Origin of the sequence: Nonomuraea sp. NPDC059023, assembly GCF_042740095.1 — a bacterium.
Classification (GTDB): domain Bacteria; phylum Actinomycetota; class Actinomycetes; order Streptosporangiales; family Streptosporangiaceae; genus Nonomuraea.
Genome location: NZ_JBHYIO010000001.1, coordinates 505391 through 523797, shown reverse-complemented (window position 1 = coordinate 523797; position 18407 = coordinate 505391). Strand labels below are relative to the sequence as shown.

The 18407-nt window shown below is 69.1% G+C and carries 14 protein-coding genes and 1 riboswitch; of the genes, 6 read left to right on the top strand and 8 right to left on the bottom strand.

The genetic code is table 11. The annotated features are described in order from the left end of the window. Window positions 1-41: 41 nt before the first annotated feature. From ACFWYW_RS02410 to ACFWYW_RS02385, 6 genes are all read right to left on the bottom strand, one after another. A complete protein-coding gene (locus ACFWYW_RS02410; RefSeq protein ID WP_379609236.1) occupies window positions 42-2120 on the bottom strand; it encodes a right-handed parallel beta-helix repeat-containing protein in 2079 nt (692 codons plus the stop codon). Window positions 2121-2144: 24 nt separating this feature from the next. Next, complete coding sequence (locus tag ACFWYW_RS02405; RefSeq protein WP_379609235.1) at window positions 2145-3128, bottom strand: hydroxyacid dehydrogenase; 984 nt, start codon at window positions 3126-3128, stop codon at window positions 2145-2147. Window positions 3129-3148: 20 nt separating this feature from the next. Next, complete coding sequence (locus tag ACFWYW_RS02400; RefSeq protein ID WP_379609234.1) at window positions 3149-3982, bottom strand: carbohydrate ABC transporter permease; 834 nt, start codon at window positions 3980-3982, stop codon at window positions 3149-3151. Further along, window positions 3979-4851 carry a carbohydrate ABC transporter permease gene (locus ACFWYW_RS02395; protein ID WP_379609233.1) on the bottom strand — a complete coding sequence of 291 codons (873 nt, stop codon included), beginning with the start codon at window positions 4849-4851 and terminating at the stop codon, window positions 3979-3981. The genes ACFWYW_RS02400 and ACFWYW_RS02395 overlap by 4 nt, the downstream gene beginning before the upstream one ends. A 377-nt stretch (window positions 4852-5228) precedes the next feature. Next, window positions 5229-6542 carry an ABC transporter substrate-binding protein gene (locus ACFWYW_RS02390; RefSeq protein WP_379609232.1) on the bottom strand — a complete coding sequence of 438 codons (1314 nt, stop codon included), beginning with the start codon at window positions 6540-6542 and terminating at the stop codon, window positions 5229-5231. Between the two features lie 725 nt (window positions 6543-7267). After that, window positions 7268-8338: a substrate-binding domain-containing protein gene (locus ACFWYW_RS02385; RefSeq protein WP_379609231.1), complete on the bottom strand. Its 1071-nt coding sequence runs from the start codon at window positions 8336-8338 to the stop codon at window positions 7268-7270. 95 nt (window positions 8339-8433) lie between these two features. Here ACFWYW_RS02385 and ACFWYW_RS02380 point away from each other — a divergent pair, with 95 nt between their 5' ends. Further along, window positions 8434-10233 carry a DUF2264 domain-containing protein gene (locus ACFWYW_RS02380; RefSeq protein WP_379609230.1) on the top strand — a complete coding sequence of 600 codons (1800 nt, stop codon included), beginning with the start codon at window positions 8434-8436 and terminating at the stop codon, window positions 10231-10233. Window positions 10234-10292: 59 nt separating this feature from the next. On the opposite strand, the gene ACFWYW_RS02375 is transcribed toward ACFWYW_RS02380, so the two are convergent. Together ACFWYW_RS02375 and ACFWYW_RS02370 are read right to left on the bottom strand one after the other, a co-directional pair. After that, the gene (locus ACFWYW_RS02375; RefSeq protein ID WP_379609229.1) at window positions 10293-11156 is read right to left on the bottom strand and encodes a bifunctional 5,10-methylenetetrahydrofolate dehydrogenase/5,10-methenyltetrahydrofolate cyclohydrolase; all 864 of its coding nucleotides are present in this window, start codon (window positions 11154-11156) and stop codon (window positions 10293-10295) included. Window positions 11157-11170: 14 nt separating this feature from the next. Beyond that, window positions 11171-11254: riboswitch (ZMP/ZTP riboswitch) on the bottom strand. A gap of 14 nt (window positions 11255-11268) precedes the next feature. Beyond that, a complete protein-coding gene (locus ACFWYW_RS02370) occupies window positions 11269-11973 on the bottom strand; it encodes a FadR/GntR family transcriptional regulator (RefSeq protein ID WP_379609354.1) in 705 nt (234 codons plus the stop codon). A gap of 125 nt (window positions 11974-12098) precedes the next feature. Here ACFWYW_RS02370 and ACFWYW_RS02365 point away from each other — a divergent pair, with 125 nt between their 5' ends. From ACFWYW_RS02365 to ACFWYW_RS02345, 5 genes are all read left to right on the top strand, one after another. Beyond that, window positions 12099-13457 (top strand): glutamine synthetase family protein, encoded by a 1359-nt coding sequence (locus ACFWYW_RS02365; protein WP_379609228.1) that lies wholly within the window; start codon window positions 12099-12101, stop codon window positions 13455-13457. Window positions 13458-13466: 9 nt separating this feature from the next. After that, window positions 13467-14810, top strand: coding sequence for an aldehyde dehydrogenase family protein (locus ACFWYW_RS02360; protein ID WP_379609227.1), 1344 nt, complete (start codon window positions 13467-13469; stop codon window positions 14808-14810). Window positions 14811-14812: 2 nt separating this feature from the next. Continuing rightward, window positions 14813-15577 carry a 3-oxoacyl-ACP reductase gene (locus tag ACFWYW_RS02355; RefSeq protein WP_379609353.1) on the top strand — a complete coding sequence of 255 codons (765 nt, stop codon included), beginning with the start codon at window positions 14813-14815 and terminating at the stop codon, window positions 15575-15577. Between the two features lie 574 nt (window positions 15578-16151). Beyond that, window positions 16152-16859, top strand: coding sequence for a gamma-glutamyl-gamma-aminobutyrate hydrolase family protein (locus tag ACFWYW_RS02350; RefSeq protein WP_379609226.1), 708 nt, complete (start codon window positions 16152-16154; stop codon window positions 16857-16859). 533 nt (window positions 16860-17392) lie between these two features. Then, the gene (locus ACFWYW_RS02345; RefSeq protein ID WP_379609224.1) at window positions 17393-18349 is read left to right on the top strand and encodes a LysR family transcriptional regulator; all 957 of its coding nucleotides are present in this window, start codon (window positions 17393-17395) and stop codon (window positions 18347-18349) included. Window positions 18350-18407: the final 58 nt, after the last annotated feature.

The following is an 18407-nucleotide window of genomic DNA, read 5'->3' as shown; positions in this document are numbered from 1 at the left end:
TCTCGCCGCGGGATGGCGCTCTGGTGGTGGGTGTCATGGGATCAGCCGGTGACCTTCATGTCGAAGACGTGCAGACCGGCGTCGGCGAGCGGGCTCCCCTCGGGCAGCGTGACCGAGGCGACCGTCTTGCCCGGGTCCAACGGGACCGAGTAGCCGAAGACCGCGACGCCCGATTCGCGGGTCTGCCCGGTGGCCGGGTTCTTGTGGCTGGTCTGGGTGATGTTGTGATAGTCCGTGCGAGCGACCACGACTCCCCCGGAAGGTGCCGCGGAATCCCAGAAGTCCCCGAACCGCACCATCTTCGACTCGGCACTGCCATCGGTGTAGGTAACGGTGAACTCGCCCTCCCGCACCTTGAACACCCCGGTCCCCAGCAACACGAGGTTCGCCCCCTTCCCGGACACCCGGATGGTCTGACCGGCCGCCTTCACGTTGTCGGCCCAGCCGTACGGACGCGGATGCCACACGAACGACGCGCCGAGCACGCTCACCGGCCGCCCGGGAACGAGCCCGGCCTTCTCCAGCCCCTGCCCCGGATAGCTGCGTCCGCTGGTGGACAGCCCGCCGGTGTTCGGGTTGAGGTCGGAGCTGACGCCGACGTTGTTGTAGGCGTCCTCGATCCTCCGGTACGGCTCCGCCGCAACAGGGGCCCCCGAGTAGGCGCCCCTGCTGAGCGTCGTCAGCGGGTTGCCGAAGTAGTCGCGGGCGCCCAGCCCGTCCACGGCCACCCCGGTGCCCAGGGCGGGCGATCCGGCGAGCAGCTTGTAGCCGTTCACGTCACCGGCGCCCGTGGCGGTGCCGGGCGCGGCCAGGCCGGGGTCGGCGGTGATGCCGCGGGCGTCACCGGCGGGCGGGGTGATGCCGCCGTGGTAGACGTTGGCGTCGTAGGTGATGCCGGTGCCGGTCGGGAAGGCGCCGTGGGCGGCGTAGAAGATGTTGTTGACCAGGCGCGTGTCCTGGTTGAGCCGCATGTCCACCTTCTGGCTGGAGCAGAAGAAGGTGTTGTTGTAGACGCGGAAGGGCGCATTGTCGGTGTTGGCGATGCGGCAGTCGTCCTGGGCGATGTTGAAGCGCAGGACGGCGGTCGCCTTGTAGTTGGGGAACTCGGTGCAGCCCTGACAGCCGAGGAAGAAGCCTCCGGCGTTGTCGTGCGAGTAGTTGTACTGGTAGAGGCAGGTGCCCTTGATGCCGCCGTCGCAGTCCCAGGCGGTGGAGTCGTAGATGGTGGGCCGCTGGCGGGTCACCTCGTTGTACTGAAATACCGGGTCAACCGAGTTGATGGGCCACATGCCCGCGAAATTTCCGTCGACGTACGGGTATTTCCCGGCTCCGCCCTCGTCGAACAGGTTGTGCTCCACCAGCGGCCGGTCCGAGGCGTGCACCACGATGCCGTCGCCGCCGACCGCCCTGATCGTGTTCCGGGCGATGAGCACGTTGCGGTGGTAGTCGTTGCCCTTCCGGCTGATCTTGATCCCGCCACCGCCGGTGTCGTGGATGTAGTTGCCGGTGATCGTGATGCCGTCGATCGGGCCCGGCACGCCGTCGGGCAGCGCCTGGATGCTGATGCCAGCGGAGTAGGAGAACCAGGAGCTGTTCGCGCCGGTCTTGTTGCCCCATCCGGCGACGTCGGAGATCTCCAGGTCGCGCAGCACCAGCCCGGCCTTGGGCGCGGCCGTCGTGGAGTTGTACTGGACGCCGGTCCGCTTGCCCGTCGTCGGCGCCGGGTTGGTGATGTGCAGCTTCTCGATGGTGACGTGGCTGTTGTCGACCAGGTGAACGGCCCACTCGCCGCCGTCGCCCTGGATGATCGGCTTCGGGCCGGTGCCGTGGGAGGTGAAGGTGACGGGGCGGCCCGCCGTACCGGATCCGAGTGGTTCGAGGCGGCCGGTGCAGACGGTGCCCGCGCGGAACTTGACCGTGTCCTTCGCGCGGAACACGATCGCGTTGACCTGCGCCAGCGCGGTGAGTGGCCGGGCGGCGTCACGGCCGGAGCCGCCGGGGGCGGCCTGGCAGTCGACGAAGAAGTTACGTGCGGCGGCGGCCTGGGCCGGGGCGGCGGTCAGCCCGGCGCAGGCCGCGACGAGCGCGGTCAGGAGCGCCAGGCGGGGGGTTAAGCGCATCGGTTGCTCTCCAGAAGGTCGGGATCAGGCGGAGCGGGACAGGCTCGCGGGCTCCACTCCGTGCGCGAAGGGCAGGCCGCGGGCGTAGCGGACCAGCTCGTCCACGGCGAGATCGGCCATGCGGGCCAGCTCGCCGCCGAGCGAACCGGCGATGTGCGGGGTGACCAGCACGTTCGGCAGGTCGTAGAGGACGGAACCGGACGGCAGGATCTCCGGGGCGGTGTGGTCGAGCACGGCGTGCAGGCGGCCCGAGGCCAGTTCGGCGGTGAGCGCGTCCTGGTCGACCAGGGCCGCGCGGGCGGTGTTGATCAGCGTGGCGCCGTCGCGCATGGCCGCGAGTCGCTCCTTGTCGATCATGTGACGGGTCTCCGGAAGGTCCGGGGCGTGGACGCTGACGACGTCGCTCCGGGAGACCAGCTCGTCAAGACTCACCCGCTCGGCGCCCAGGTCCTCGCGCAGGTACGGGTCGCTGACCAGAACGTCCAGGTCGAACGGCTTCAGCAGTTCGATCACCCGCCGCCCGATCCTGGAGGCGCCCACGACGCCGACCGTGCGGCGGTAGTTGCCGAAGCCGGGATAGCGGGCGTCCCAGTCGCCGTCGGCCCGGTTCGCGCGGTAGTCGCGGGCGATGTCGAACACCCGCTTGTTCGCGAACAGGATCGCGGCCAGCGTGAACTCCGCCACCGGCTCCGCGTTGGCCGCCGCGGCGGTGGAGACCTTGATGCCGCGCTGCCAGCAGGCCTCGCTCACGTGGTGCTTGACCGAACCCGCCGCGTGCACGATCGCGCGCAGCCTCGGCGCCCTGGCCAGCACCTCGGCGGTGACCATCGGGCAGCCCCACGAGGTGTAGAGCACCTCCACCTCGGCCAGGTCGGCGTCGGCGAAGTCGGTCACCACCAGATCCGGGTCCACGTCGGCGACCAGCGCCAGGCGGCTTCTGACCGGTTCGCGCAGCAGCCGCCGCGCGACCTGTGCGCCCATGGCGACCAGCGTCCTGGGCCTCTTCATGACATCCCCCGAGAAATCGCTCACTTGACGCTGCCCGCCGTCATCCCGGCCTTCCAGAACCGCTGCAGCGACATGAACACGATCAACAGCGGCACCACCGACAGCAGCGAGCCCGTGATCACCAGCGTGTGGAACTCGGGAAAGGCGTTGCCCTGCTTCTCCCACGTGAACAACCCCAGGCTGAGCGGGTAGAGATGCTGATCGTTGAGCATGACCAGCGGCAGGAAGAAGTTGTTCCAGATCGCCGTGAACTGGAACAGGAAGATCGTCACGAACGCGGGCAGCAGCATCGGCAGCGCCACCTTCACGAACGCCCGCACCTCCCCCGCACCGTCCGAACGCGCCGCTTCAAGCACCTCATTGGGTACGTAACCGGCCGACAGCACGCGGGACAGATAGACCCCGAACGGATGCACCAGCGCCGGGACGAACACCGCCCAGAACGTGTTGACCACACCCACCTTCGAGGCCAGCAGATACAGCGGCAGCGCCGTCGCCGTGGTCGGCACCAGCACGCCGAGCAGCACCAGGCCGAACATCTTCTCCTTGCCGAACCAGGCGTACTTGTCGAAGGCGAAGCCGCACATCACCGAGATCAGCGCGCTCACCGCCGCTCCGGCCCCCGCGTACAGGACGCTGTTGAGGTACCAGCGGAAGAAGATGCCGCCGTTCTCGCTGCTCACGGCCCGGATGTTGTCGATCAGGCTGAAGTCGGCGAAGGCGAAGCCCGGCGTGCCGTACAGGTCGTCGAGGGTCTTCGTCGAGGCGAACAGCAGCCACGTCAGCGGCAGCAGCGTGTAGAGAGCGGCGATCACCAGGAAGAGGTTGACCGTCGCCCGGGACATCCACTTCATCGGCGGTTGCTCCACTTGGTGACGACGTACGACATCACGGCGGCCAGCAGCGCCAGCAGGATCGAGGCGGCGCCCGCCTGGCCGTAGTCGTTGTTGCCGAACGCCTCGTTGTAGGCGTACATGTTCGGGGTCCAGGTGCTGACCACGCCGTCGCTGGAGTTGTCGAACACCATGGGCTCGGTGAACAACTGCAGCGAGCCGATGATCGTGAACAGCAGCGTCGTGACGACCGCGCCGCGAATGAGCGGCAGCTTCACGCGGAAGGCGGTCCGCAACCGCCCTGCGCCGTCCATCCGCGCCGCCTCCAGCACCTCGGCCGGGATGGCCTGCAGCGCCGCGAAGTAGATGATCATGTTGTAGCCGATCCACTCCCAGAGCGCGACGTTGACGATGGACCCGAGCACCGTCCCGCCCCCGAGAAAGTCGACCCCGCCCAGAAGATCCACGATCGGGCTGATCCCCGGCAGGTAGAGGTAGAGCCAGATCAGCCCCGCGATCACGCCCGGGACGACGTGCGGCATGAACAACGCCAGCTGAAAGAACCTCCGCAGCCGCGCCAGCCCCGAATCGAGCAGCAGCGCCAGCCCGAGCGCCCCGCCGATCATCAGCGGGATGTAGAGCAGGCAGTACCCGGCGATCACCAGGAACCCGTCCGTGAAGGCCTTGTCCTTGAGTGTGTCCAGGTAGTTCCCAAGCCCGACGAACACCGTCTCGGTACCACCGAACCCCAGCCCCGAGGACTTCTCACTGAACAAGCTCAGGTAGACCGCGTAGGCCAGCGGCGCCACGATCACCGCGGCGAAGAGCACGAAGAACGGCCCCACGAAGAGCACAACCGCTCCCCGCCGCCGCGCCGCCTCACTGCGCATGCTGCTCCTTTGTCATCGATCATTTCCGATACGTCGCGGCCCCGTCCGGGGTCGGTCGCGAACCCCTTCCGGGGAGATCGCGGCCCCTTCCGGGGAGGTCGCGGCCCCTTCCGGGGAGGTCGCGGACCCTTCCGGGGAGGTCGCGGACCCTTCCGGGGAGGTCGCGGACTTTCCGGACGGGTCACGGACCCTTTCGGGGTGGGTCGCAGACCCTTCTGGCGCGGCGAGATCCTCTTTGTCCGGCGGGATCCTTTCGACGCGGCGGGATCCTCATGGTCCGGCGCGGATCTTTCCGACGTAGCGCGGATTTTTCCGGCCCGGCGCGATCTTTTGGTCCGGCGCGATCTTTTGATACGACGCGGCGCGCCGTACCAGCGTCACTGCTGGGCGGCGACGTTCAGCCCGCGGGCCTTGATCTCGTTGACCGTCGCGGTCTGCACGGTGTCCAGGACCGACGGGATCGTGGTCTCACCGGTGCTCACCTTGCCGAGCGAGTCCTTGAAGGCGGTGAGGGTCTGCACCATGCTCGGCCCCCACGTCCAGCCCGGCTGAATGGTCTTGTACGACTCCGAGAACAGCGCGTAGATGTCCTGACCGCCGTAGAACGAGGCGTCGAAGCTCTTGGCCGCGACCGGCACCAGGTCGGCGATGGCAGGAAAGCCACTGGAGGTCCCGGAGGCCAGACGGGCCGTCCAAGCCTGCTCAGAACCGGTCAGCCACTTAATGACCTCGATCGCTTGCTTACTGTTCTTACTGTTCTTGGAGACACCGAAAGTGGTGCCGCCGAGCATGCCACTGGACGGGGTCCCCCAGTGCGGCACCGGCGCGATCGCCCACTTGCCGGACTGGCCCGCGTGGCCGCTCTTCATGACGCCCGCGCCCCAGTTGGCGCCGACGTAGCCCCAGAGGGTGTCGTCCTCGAAGGCGGCGTTCCACGGCTGCGAGAACGAGGCCTGCACGTGCACGAGGTCGTCCTTGACCAGGTCCTGCCAGTAGCCGGCGACCTTCTTGGTGGCCTCGTCCGCGATCGACACCTTCCAAGCGTCGCCCTCGGTCCCGAACCACTTACCCCCCGCCTGCCAGGCCAGCGCGGCCAGCACACTGGGATCATCAGGGAAGAACGTGGCGATCCGCGCCTTGCCGTCCGCCTTCTTCACCTTGGCCGCGGCAGCCTTGAAGTCGTCCCAGGTCGCAGGAACTTCGATCTTGTTCTTCTCGAACAGATCCTTGCGATAGAAGAACACCTGCGGAGCCGCGTCCATAGGCACCCCCCAGGTCTTCCCTCCCAGCTCGACCAGACTGAAGACCGAGCCCGGATACTTCCCCTTGACGTCCGCGGTAGCAGCGGTGATGTCCTGCAAAGCGCCCTGATTAACAAAGTCGGGCAGCTGTGGATACTCGATCGACATGACATCAGGCGCGTTACCGGCCTTGACGGCGTTGGCGAACTTCGCATAGCCGCCCGCGTTGCCCGAGGGGATCTCCTCGAACTTGATCTGAACGTCCTTGTGCGACTTGTTGAAGGCGTCCACGACCTGCTGAGTGCCCTTGGCCCAGCCCCAGAACGTGACGGTAACCGGCTGCCCACCCGCCCCGGCCCCGCCACCCTCCTGACCCCCACCGCAGGCCGCGAGCATAGTGATCCCGGCCAGCAGCCCAGCAAGACCGGCGGCGGCGCGCTTACGCTCCATCGATGCTCCTTCTCGCAATCGATCGAAATCCGATCGTTCTGGAGCATCATTCGCTCATAACCGAACACATGTCCACCATTCGATCATAACAACTCCATCTCGAAACCCCCGACAGCCCCGTGGACCAAGGCCCTCGACACCACGACAACCGGGTGGGGACACGCCGATCGGGACGCGGTCGGTGGCCGATTGGGAAGCCGGACGCGCAGGTCGGGACGCGCAGGTCGGGACGCGCAGGTCGGGACGCGGTCGGTAGCCGGCCGGGACACACAGGCCGGGACGCGGTCGGTGGCGGGCCACCTGCGCTTTTCGGCGCCGGGCGGTGGGAGGGTGGTCGGTGGCGTTCGGCGCCGTTGTGCGGCGCGGACGTGGGGCACGGCGGCCGGGCAAGAGCGGAGTTGTTGCGGCGAGCGACCCCGTGAGCCCTCACGACCAGCGCTCGACAGGCGGCAACCCACGACGGCGGGGCGGGCAGGGTGGCTTGCCGTAACGGAAAGGGCGCAGTACGAAGGCGCGCGACACGCGCGGGAGCGGCACCACAAAGGGGGCAGCGCAAAGGCGTAACGCAAAGGCGAAACGCAAGGGGGCAAGCGCAGGGACAGCGCAAGAGCAGCGCAGCAGGCGCAGCGCTGTGGAGAGGGAAAGCACAAGGTGCGGAAAGAGAAGGTGCGGACAGAGAAGGAGGAGCGGACAGTAAGCGAAAAGCCAAAGAAGACGACAGGGGATCAGCGCGGGCGGGTGGAGGCGCGGGGGCGGAGTTCGGGGAGGAGGGCGATGTGTTGGCGGGGGGTCTCGGGGCCGGTCAGGCGGCGGAGCAGGAGGTCTACGGCGTGGGCGCCCACTGCGCTCTTCGGTGGGGCCACGGCGGTCAGCGGTGGGTCGCTCAGGGCGGCCACCTCGTCGTCGTAGGCGACGATGGAGACCTCGTCCGGGATCGTGACGCCCGCTGAGCGCAGGTGCTGGACCAGGAGCAACGCGTCCTCGTCGTTGTGGACGAGCAACGCCGTCACGCCCTCGGCGCGGACCGCGCGCACGACGTCGCCCACCTGGTGGTGGGACGGGCCCTCCTGGTCTATGCCGAGGTCGGCGTAGCCGGACAGGTCGAGGTCGCGCAGTGCCGCCTCGAAGCCCTGGCGTACGCGCGGGGCCGTGGGGCTTTCGCGGGTGACCATGGCGACGCGTCTGTGGCCCAGGTCGGCGAGGTGGCGGACGCCGAGGAAGGCGCCGTGGGCGTGGTGGGAGGCGACGGCGTCCAGCAGGGAGGCGGGGCCGCCCAAACCCGCTCGGCGCTCTACCAGGACCGTGGGCACCTTCAGACCGGCGAGCCAGTTTCCGTGGGACTCGTCGGGCTGGCGGGTCGTGGTGAGCAGCAGGCCCTCCACCCCGCCTCCGGCGACGAGCTGGGCGACCTGGAGGCGTTCCTCGGCCTCGTCGTAGCGGGAGACGCCGAGCACCAGCCTTGCCCCGAGTTTGGCGGCCTGTTCGCGGGCGCCTTTGATGACGGCCGGGTAGTAGTAGGTGGCCGAGGGTACGAGCATGCCGATGGTCAGGCCTGTGTCGCCGGTGGCGGGGGCCGTGGGGGTGTCGGCGGTGGCGGGTGAGCCCGGCAGGTCGGTGCGGACCCTGGTCACGCCGCCGTGGACCCGCTTGAGCAACCCCTGCGCGGCCAGGTTCTCCACGTCCCTGCGCAGGGTGACCATGGAGACGCCGACGCGCTCGACCAGGTCGGTGAGCCGCACGGATCCGCGCTCGCTCACCTCGCGCAGGATGAGTTCATGGCGTTGCTCGACGAACACGGTGGCCCCTTCGACTCGGTCGTTGCTGATCCTAGCGTGCGGATGTGAACGTATGCTTTCGTTCGATCACAGTCGGAGATTCCTTGGAGTGGTGCATGTTTCCCCTTCCGCCGGAGGACCGTTCGCTCAGCCCGCTCACGGGGTGGACCCGTGCCCACTGGGAGGCGGTGGCCGACGGACTGCTGGGCGCGGTGGAACCGTATCGCTCCGCGGACGGTGCTGTGATCACCTTGCCCGGACGGGAGAGCGCGTCGCGATGCGATGCTCTGGAGGGGTATGCGAGGACGTTCCTGCTCGCCGCCTTCCGGGTGGCCGGTGGGGGGCCGGTCGAGCTGCTCGAACCTTATGGGCGCGGGCTGCTGGCCGGGCCTGATGTCTGGGAGCCTGTCGGGGACCGTACTCAGCCCATGGTCGAGGCGGCGTCGATCGCCATCGGGCTGTGGCTCACCCGCGAACAGCTCTGGGACCGCCTGCCCGGCGACGTCCAGGAACGTGTGGCCGGATACCTCGCCGGTGCGCTCCGGCATAAGCCGGTGGACAACAACTGGTGGCTGTTTCCCGTCATGGCGGGCGGTTTCCTGGCGGCCGCCGGGTTCCACACCGAGGAGGCCGAGGCGGCCGTGCGGCGCGGCCTGGAGCGCATCGAGCCCTGGTACACCGGCGACGGCTGGTACTCCGACGGCGCCAACCGCTCCTTCGACCACTACAACGGCTGGGCGATACACCTGTATCCGGTCCTGCTCGCGCTGCTGTCCAAAACCCCCGTCGGGAGGTACGGCGAGCGGCTCAAGGAGTTCCTGACCGGTTATGCGCTGATGTTCGACAGCGAAGGCGGCATGCTCTATCACGGCCGATCGCTCACCTACCGTTTCGCTTCGGCCGCCTCGCTCTTCGCCGGTGCGCTGGCCGAGTCCACCCCGCTGACACCCGGCCAGACCAGAGGCATCGCCTCGGCGACGCTCCGCCGTTTCCTGGCGCACGACGCCCTGTCACCGGAGGGCATCCTCACACTCGGCTGGCACGGGCCGCACGAGCCTTCGCTGCAGCGGTATTCGGGGTTCGCCTCGCCGTATTGGGCAGCGAAGGCGTTCACCGGCCTCCTCCTGCCCGCCGACCACCCCGTCTGGACGGCCACCGAGGAGCCGGGGCCGCGGGGAGTCCGGGCGCTGGCCGGTCCCGGCCTCATCGTCCAGAACACCGGCAGCCTGGCCCGAGTCGTCAACCACGGCAGCCAGCACCACCCCGGCGACCCGCTCTACGACCGCTACGCCTACTCCACCCGCACCGGCCCCACCACCGCCACCGACATCCCGGACAACCACGCGGGCTCCGGCCCCCGCGGGCGCATCGTCCCCCGGGGTGCCGGTTCGCTGGGTGATGGAGCCTGGGCGGCCTCGTTCAGCGAGGGAAGCGGAGTGGCCAGTGTGAGCGTGGTTCGCGGGGAGGTGGAGGTGCGGCTGCACTATGGCGAGGTGGGCAGGGAGACGGGCTGGGCACTGGCCCACGCCACACCAGAGGGCCGCACGGTGGGGACGGCGGGCGAAACCGCCGCAACAGCCACGGACACAGCGGGCGAAGCGGGTCGCTCCGACGGGAGGGCCGTGGGTGGGGCTGTTGTTCGGGCGGTGGACGGGCTGGGGTCCTGGTTGATTCCGTTGGCCGGGGCGGTGACGGCTTCGGTGCTGGAGGCGCCCGAGGGCACCGCGTTCGGCAGGCCGGCCCTGGTTCCGGCGCTCACCGGCGCCGACGCCACCGGCTGGCGGGTGAGCGCCGCCGTCCTGGCCCACGAACTGCCCGACCTCCCCTCGGCCGAGGTGAACGGGCTGGAGGTCACGCTCACCTGGCCGGACGGGGTCGTCCACGTGATCACCCCGGAAGGCCCACGCCTCCTGTGATCACACCGGAAGGTCGATGACCGACTGGCGTCACTCCGGAAGCTCCACCGCACCCCGGGTCACCCCGGAAGGCCCACGGCCCTCTCCGCGGCCATGATCGCGTTGCGGAACAGCATCGCTACCGTCGTCGGTCCCACGCCGCCCACCCGAGGCGTGATCGCCCCCGCCACCGCCTCAACCGACTCGTCCACGTCGGGCAGCAACCGCCGCCCCTCGTACCGAACGCCCCCGCCGACGACGACAGCCCCGGGCTTCACGTGCTCGGGCTGGATGATCCCCGGCACCCCGGCGGCGGCGATGAGGATGTCGGCCCGTTGCGTGTAGCGGGCCCAGTCGGGTACGCCGGTGTGGACCACGGTCACCGCCGCGTTGGCCGTGGGCCGCTTCTGGCTGAGCAGCGTGGCCAGCGGCCGGCCGAGGGTGGCGCCACGGCCGAGGATCACGACCTCCCGCCCCGCCACCGGGATCTCGTAGAAGGCGAGCAATGCCTCGATCCCGGCGGGCGTGCAGGGCAGCGGCCCGGGCATGCCGAGGGACAGCCGGCCCATGTTGAGGGGGTGCATGCCGTCCACGTCCTTGTCGGGGTCCATGGACTGCAGCGCCGCGTCGTAGTCGAGGTGGCCGGGCACCGGGTACTGCACCAGCAGCCCGTGCACCGCCGGGTCGTCGTTGTAGGCGGCGATGGCGGCGTGGAGGTCGGCCTGGGTGGCGTCGGACGGCAGGTGGGTGTGCGGTGAGTCGAAGCCGAGCTCGGCCGCCTGCCGCTGCTTGATCCTGATATATCCGGCACTGGCGTCGTCGTCACCGACCAGGATCGTGGCCAGCGACGGCGTCACACCCTTGGCAGTCAGTACGGCGGCGCGCGCGGCGACGTCCTCCAGGACACTCTGCGCCACCGGACCGCCGGGAAGCATGCGGGTCATGGCTCTCCTCGCAACGTGGTCGCCCAGGCGGTCGGCTTCCACGACGAGCTCCCCGATGGTCGATTCCATCCTCTGTGCCGCCAGTCGCGCTCCTTCTAGGATGCCAGAAGGCTCAGGACAGGAAGCCGCGCAGGAGTGCCGCGGTGCCCTCCAGATGCTCTGACACGGCACGCCGCGCCGCCTCCGGATCTCCGGACAGGATCGCCGCCACAATGGCCTCGTGCTGGGTGGCCGCGTGATCGATGTTGACCTGGAGCATCGGGATGGCGTTGAGCAGGTCGCTGACCCGCAGCCGGGCGTCGGCGCAGGCGGCGGCCAGCAGCGGGGAGCCGGTCAGCTCGGCGATCGCCAGGTGGAAGGCGGTGTCGAGGCGGCGGTACTCCCCGGGCCTGGCGGCGTTGAGGTCGTCCAGGCGGGCGCGCAGGATCCGGCGGCGGTCCTCGTCGAGCGAGGTCGTGGCCAATACCTGCGCGGCGCCGCACTCCACGGCCATGCGGAAGGTGAGGGCGTCGGAGAGGTCGTCGTTGCCCATGTCGGCGACGACCTTGCGCAGGGCTCCGGTGCCGGGTTGCGGCGGGACATAGGTGACGAAGGCGCCGCCGTAACGGCCGCGCCGTACATCGAGAAAACCGGAGTCCTGAAGCGCTCGGATGGCCTCACGCAGCGTCACCCGGCTGATGCCGAGCTGGACGGCGAGCTCGCGTTCCGGCGGGAGCTTCTCGCCGGGCGCGACGACGCCCAGCTTGATGGCCTGGAGCAACCGCTCCACGGTCTCCTCGAACGCATTGCCAGCGCGCACGGGGCGCAGCACCGTCAACGGGTTCACGCTTCGCTCCCCCCACCGCCACAGGGCCTTGACAATCGATCCCGCCATGGACCTCAATGGTCTAACACTAGCCCAATCAACGGGAAACCGCCGTGGCCAGATCGGAGCATCCTCACGTGAGCACCGGATTGTTGTCCGTTTCCGACCTGCGGGACGAAGTTGCTGCTGGGCGCATAGACACCGTATTGCTCGCCGTCGCCGACATGCAGGGCAGATTGCAGGGAAAGCGGCTGTCGGCGCGGTTCTTCCTGGAGGAGGTGCTGCGGCACGGCTCCGAGGGCTGCAACTACCTGCTCGCGGTGGACGTGGACATGAACACCGTCGAGGGCTACGCGATGTCGTCGTGGGAACGCGGGTATGGCGACTTCGTCATGAAACCGGACCTCTCGACACTCAGACGGATCCCCTGGCAGGAGGGCACCGCCCTGCTCATGGCCGATCTGACCTGGGAGGACGACACCGATGTGACCGCCTCCCCCCGGCAGATCCTGCGCAGGCAGCTCGCCCGCCTGGACGAGCGCGGCCTGCGCGCGTTCGTCGGCACCGAGCTGGAGTTCTGCGTCTATGAGGACTCCTATGAGCAGGCGTGGAAGCGCGGATATCGCGACATGTCCCCCGCGAACCTCTATAACGTCGACTACTCCCTGCTCGGCACCGCCCGCATCGAGCCGCTCCTGCGCCGGATCCGGCGCGAGATGGAGGGCGCGGGGCTGTATGTGGAGTCGGCCAAGGGCGAGTGCAACCTCGGCCAGCACGAGATCGCGTTCCGCTTCGACGAGGCGCTGAAGACCTGCGACAACCACTCGATCTACAAGACCGGCTCCAAGGAGATCGCCGCCCAGGAGGGCCGCTCGATCACCTTCATGGCCAAGCCGAACCAGCGCGAGGGCAACTCCTGCCACATCCACATCAGCCTGCGCGGCAGCGCCGACGAGCCGGTGATGGCCGGAGACGGACCCCATGGCATGTCCGAGCTGGGCGCCCGCTTCATCGCCGGCCAGCTCGCCTTCATGCGCGAGCTCACGCTCTTCTACGCGCCGAACATCAACTCCTACAAACGGTACGTGCCCGGCAGCTTCGCCCCGACCGCCGTCAAGTGGGGCGTGGACAACCGCACCTGCTCGTTGCGCCTGGTCGGCCACGGCCACTCGCTGCGCGTGGAGAACCGGGTGCCCGGCGGCGACGTCAACCCCTACCTGGCCGTCTCCGCGCTGATCGCGGCTGGCCTGCACGGCATCGACCACGAGCTCGAACTCGAGGACGCCTTCACCGGCAACGCCTACACCTCCGGCGCCGAGACCGTGCCGCACACGCTGCGCGACGCGCTCGCCCTGTTCGAGGGCTCGAAGCTGGCCAGGGAGTCCTTCGGCGAGGACGTCGTGGCCCACTACGCCAACAACGCGCGCGTCGAGCTGGCCGCCTTCGACGCGGCGGTCACCGACTGGGAAATGTTCCGCGGCTTCGAACGTTTGTAAGGGACCAGCATGAAGATCATCAATCCGGCCACCGAAGCCGTGGTGGCCGAGGTCGACCTCGCCGACGCGGCCGAGATCGACCGGGCCGTGGAGCGTGCCAAGCGGGCGTACGCGAGCTGGCGCGAGGTGGCGCCGGGCGACCGGGCCAGGCTGCTGCGCCGGTTCGCCGGCCTGGTGGACCGCCATGGCGAGGAACTGGCCCAGCTGGAGGTCGCCAACGCCGGCCACACGATCGGCAACGCCCGCTGGGAGGCCGGCAACGTCCGCGACGTGCTGCACTTCTACGCGGGCGCCCCGGAACGCCACCACGGCCTGCAGATCCCCGTGCCGGGCGGCGTGGACGTCACCTTCCACGAGCCGCTGGGCGTCGTGGGCGTGATCGTGCCGTGGAACTTCCCCATGGTCGTCATGACCTGGGGCGTCGCGCCCGCGCTCGCGGCCGGGAACACCGTGATCGTGAAGCCGGCCGAGTGGACGCCGATGACGGCGCTGCGGCTGGCCGAGCTGGCTCTGGAGGCGGGCCTGCCGGAGGGCGTGCTGCAGGTGCTGCCCGGGGCCGGGGAGGTCGCCGGCGCCCGGCTGGTCGAGCATCCGGGCGTCGCCAAAATCGTTTTTACCGGCTCGACCGAGGTGGGCAAGGAGATCGCCGCCAAGGCGGCGGGCCAGGTGAAGCGGCTGACGCTGGAGCTGGGCGGCAAGTCCGCAAATATCGTCTTCCAGGACTCCGATCTCGAAAAAGCGGCGAAAACCGCGCCGTATGCCGTCTTCGATAACTCCGGGCAGGACTGCTGCGCCCGATCGCGCATCCTGGTCGAGCACACCGTGTACGAGGAGTTCCTGGAGAGGCTGGGCGCCGCCGTACTGGATGTGAAGGTCGGCGACCCCCTCGACGAGAGCACCGAGATGGGCCCGCTGATCAGCGCAGAGCATCTGGAGCGGGTACGCGGGTTCGTCGCCGAGCCGCACTTGCAGGGCGCCTGTCCGGACGGGCCCGGCTACTGGTTCCCGCCCACCGTGCTCACCTCGCGGGTCACCGACCGCGCGTTCACCGAGGAGATCTTCGGGCCCGTGGTGTCGGTGGTGGCCTTCCGGGACGAGGCGGACGCCGTACGTATCGCCAATGACACCCCCTACGGCCTGAGCGGGTCCATCTGGACCCGCGACGTCGGCCGCGCGCTGCGGGTGGCGCGCGCGGTCGAGGCGGGCAACCTGTCGGTCAACTCGCACTCGTCGGTGCGCTACTGGACCCCGTTCGGCGGCTTCAAGCAGTCGGGCCTGGGCCGCGAACTCGGCCCCGACGCCCTCAGCGCCTTCACCGAGACCAAAAACGTTTTCATCTCCTGGGAGTCATGAACATGCAGCGTTTGCAGGACCGCGTCGCCGTCATCACCGGTGCGGGCAGCGGGATCGGGCTGGCCACGGCGCGCAGGTTCGCCGAGGAGGGCGCCCGGGTGGTCTGCGTCGACATCGACGAGGAGGCCGGCAAGAAGGCCGCGGAGGAGGTCGGAGGGATCTTCGTCAAGGCCGACGTGACCAGCGACGAGGACGTCGCCCGCATGTACCGGACCGCCTTCGACACCTACGGCAGCGTGGACATCGCCTTCAACAACGCCGGCATCTCCCCGCCGGACGACGACTCCATCCTGGAGACCGGCATCGACGCCTGGCGGCGCGTGCAGGAGGTCAACCTCACCAGCGTGTACCTCTGCTGCAAGCACGTCATCCCCTACATGCGGCGGCAGGGCAAGGGCTCCATCGTCAACACTGCCTCGTTCGTGGCCGTGATGGGCTCGGCGACCTCGCAGATCTCCTATACCGCCTCCAAGGGCGGCGTGCTGGCGATGTCGCGCGAACTCGGGGTGCAGTTCGCCCGCGAGGGCATCCGCGTCAACGCCCTGTGCCCCGGGCCGGTCAACACCCCACTGCTGCAGGAACTGTTCGCGAAGGACCCCGAGCGCGCGCAGCGCCGCCTGGTCCACATCCCGGTCGGCCGCTTCGCCGAGGCCACCGAGATCGCCGCCGCGGTCGCCTTCCTGGCCAGCGACGACGCCAGCTTCATCACGGGCTCGGAGTTCCTCGTCGACGGCGGCATCTCCGGCGCTTATGTTACCCCGTTCTGATCTCTTTCGTTGATGTCTCGATCCGTTACGGACCTCTCGATCGCTTAAGGGCTTTTGATCTCTCAAGGGCCTTTGATCTCTTAGGAGTCTTTGGTCCGTTACGGCAAGCCACCGCCCCCGCCGCCCGCCGCACGGGGCGGGCGGCACTCCAGGGCCACGGCAGGCGGCCGCGCGGGGCGGGCCGCCGCGACGACCCACGCCGACCCACTCCCACGGCCAGCCGGCCACACGCGCGACACGCCGCGCCCCGACCCCGTGGCCCGCTGACCACACACGACCCGCCCGGCCCGGGGGTGTCGCACCACACGCGCTACACAAATCACCCGCCCCGGGGTCGGCGGGCCACACACGACACACCTCGCCCACCGACCACCGGGGGCGAGGGGCCACACGCGCGACCGGCCTCGCTCGCCTCGGGGGCGAGAGGCCACGCGTGTGACCTGCCTAGCCCGCCGTGGGGTTGGCAGGCCACACGCGTGACACACACCTCGCCCCGCTCCCGGAGCGAGATGCCGCTCGCGCGGTGTGTTGACCGGCTTCCCGGGTGGGCAGGCGGATGGATGAGGATGGAGGTATGAGCATGCGGCCCGTCATCGGGATCACCTGTTACGTGGAGCCCGCGCGGTTCACCGTGTGGGAGATGGACACGGCGCTGCTGCCGTACATGTACGTGGAGCAGGTGGCGGCGGCCGGTGGTCAGCCTGTCATCCTGCCCCCGGCCGGCGACCCCGCCGAGCTCGTCACCCGCCTGGACGGCCTCATCGTGGCCGGAGGCGGCGACATCGACCCCGCCCGGTACGACGAGCCCGCCCACGACCGCGTCGGCTACATCCGGAAATTTCGTGATGAAGCGGAGTTCGCCCTGATGTCCACAGCTCTGGAGGCCGGGCTGCCCTTCCTGGGCATCTGCCGGGGGCTCCAGGTTCTCAACGTCAGCCTCGGCGGTTCCCTCCACCAGCACCTGCCCGACGTGACCGGCCACGAGGGCCACTCCCCCGCGCCGGGCACGTTCGGACACCTGCCCGTCCACACCGAACCCGGCACCCGCCTGGCCAAGATCCTCGGCCAGGACCCGCTCAACGTCCCCCACTACCACCACCAGGCCGTCAACCGCCTGGGCACCGGCCTGACCGTGAGCGCCCGCGCGGAGGACAACACCATCGAGGCCATCGAACTGGACGCCCACCCCTTCGCCGTGGCCGTCCAATGGCACCCCGAGGCCGGCACCGACCCCGCCCTCTTCCACGCCCTGACCACCGCCGCCACCCACCCCACCCCCTGAACCCACCACCCAACACGCCAACCCGATCACCGACCCCACAACCGCACCCAGCCACGAGCCGACCAGCACCCATGTCGGCAACCCGGTCTCCGGCGGGGCCGGGTAGCACTGTGAGGGGCGGCGCCGGAGGGATGTCTGCGATGGCGAGCCGTGTTGCCAGAGACAGGGGCGTGAGGGTGAGCGGTGCAGCCGTAGACCCGACCGGAACGGTGAGCGGCGCTGCCGGAGACCCGCCCCTCGGCACCACCCCTTGCGGGCGCCACCGGTCCAGGGAATCCCGGGGTCGCGATCCCGTCTCGGGCCGCCCCGGCCGTACCCCCTCGGCGTCTTCACTCGCCCCTGTCCGGTCCGCAGAGCGTGGCTGTCAAGTCGGCCGTCACGATCCACCGCAAAAGCCGCGATCGACCCCAATCCGATAGACCACGAGGTAGAACACCCCACGGCGCGGTCATGTCGGGCCCGTGAACGCCAGGTCAGCAGCGAATTCCGAATTGGGTCTTACTGGAAAGCTTCTTTACTTTTACTCTCAGAGTGTGGAGCTCGAGGTCCGGCATCTCAGAGTCGTATGTGCGATCGCGGACACCGGGAGCATCTCCAAGGCGGCGACGTCGCTCGGGATGTCCCAGCCCGCGCTCGCAGCGCAGCTGCGCCGCATCGAGCGGCAGTTCGGCGGCCCGCTGTTCGAGCGGGGCCGCGAAGGGACGACGCCCACTCCCTTAGGCCGCTGGCTGCTGTTGAGGTCGCGTTCCGTCTTACCCGCCTTCGACGACCTAGCGCGTGACGCCCGGCGCCACGCGCGGGACGAGCGCGACACCATCCGCGTCGGCTGCGCCCTCACCCGGCTGGCCATCTACGCGGCCAAGGCGTTACGCCGCCTGTTACCAGAGGCCGAGATCAGCCTTCGTACCGAAGAGACGACCGAGGTGTTGCCCGGACTGCTGGAGTCGGAACGCATCGAGCTGGCCACCCTGGACGACTATCCCGGTCACGAACTGCAACCGCCCCAGGGCGCCGTCTACGCCGAGATCGCGATCGAGCCGGTCTTCGTGGGGTTGACGGCCAGTCACCCTCTGGCGGCACACGACGAGATCGATCTGGCGGATCTCGCCAAGGAGCAGTGGGCGCAGCACGCGCTGCTGGAGTCGGGGCCGCGCGAGCATTTCTGGACCGCGTGCGCCGATCACGGGTTCTCGCCGATGGTCGGGTTCAAGGTGGACCTGAGCGTCGCGCTGGACCTGATCGCGGAGGGCCGCTGCGTCGGATTGTTCCAGGCCACGAGCCCGGCGCGGGACGGCATCGTGATCCGGCCGCTGGTCGGGTCGCCGATGAAGATGCGTCACCTGATCGGCTGGACCGAGCACGGAGCGCTGGCTCCGCACGCCAAGGACCTCGTCCAGGCGGTCACCAAGACCTATTGGTCGGAGGCCATGCGCAACCCCACATACAACGCGTGGTTGCGGCGACATGGCGCCCATAGTGTGACGTTATGACAAATTGTGGGGTTACGGTCCGTGAGCCCCCGATGTCAGCTTGGGGTTGACTCCAGCC

Bases quoted from the DNA above. Each gene is read 5' to 3' on its own strand.
- ACFWYW_RS02410 (WP_379609236.1), bottom strand. From the start codon at position 2,120: ATGCGCTTAACCCCCCGCCTGGCGCTCCTGACCGCGCTCGTCGCGGCC.
- ACFWYW_RS02405 (WP_379609235.1), bottom strand. From the start codon at position 3,128: ATGAAGAGGCCCAGGACGCTGGTCGCCATGGGCGCACAGGTCGCGCGG.
- ACFWYW_RS02400 (WP_379609234.1), bottom strand. From the start codon at position 3,982: ATGAAGTGGATGTCCCGGGCGACGGTCAACCTCTTCCTGGTGATCGCC.
- ACFWYW_RS02395 (WP_379609233.1), bottom strand. From the start codon at position 4,851: ATGCGCAGTGAGGCGGCGCGGCGGCGGGGAGCGGTTGTGCTCTTCGTG.
- ACFWYW_RS02390 (WP_379609232.1), bottom strand. From the start codon at position 6,542: ATGGAGCGTAAGCGCGCCGCCGCCGGTCTTGCTGGGCTGCTGGCCGGG.
- ACFWYW_RS02380 (WP_379609230.1), top strand. From the start codon at position 8,434: ATGTTTCCCCTTCCGCCGGAGGACCGTTCGCTCAGCCCGCTCACGGGG.
- ACFWYW_RS02375 (WP_379609229.1), bottom strand. From the start codon at position 11,156: ATGACCCGCATGCTTCCCGGCGGTCCGGTGGCGCAGAGTGTCCTGGAG.
- ACFWYW_RS02360 (WP_379609227.1), top strand. From the start codon at position 13,467: ATGAAGATCATCAATCCGGCCACCGAAGCCGTGGTGGCCGAGGTCGAC.
- ACFWYW_RS02355 (WP_379609353.1), top strand. From the start codon at position 14,813: ATGCAGCGTTTGCAGGACCGCGTCGCCGTCATCACCGGTGCGGGCAGC.
- ACFWYW_RS02350 (WP_379609226.1), top strand. From the start codon at position 16,152: ATGAGCATGCGGCCCGTCATCGGGATCACCTGTTACGTGGAGCCCGCG.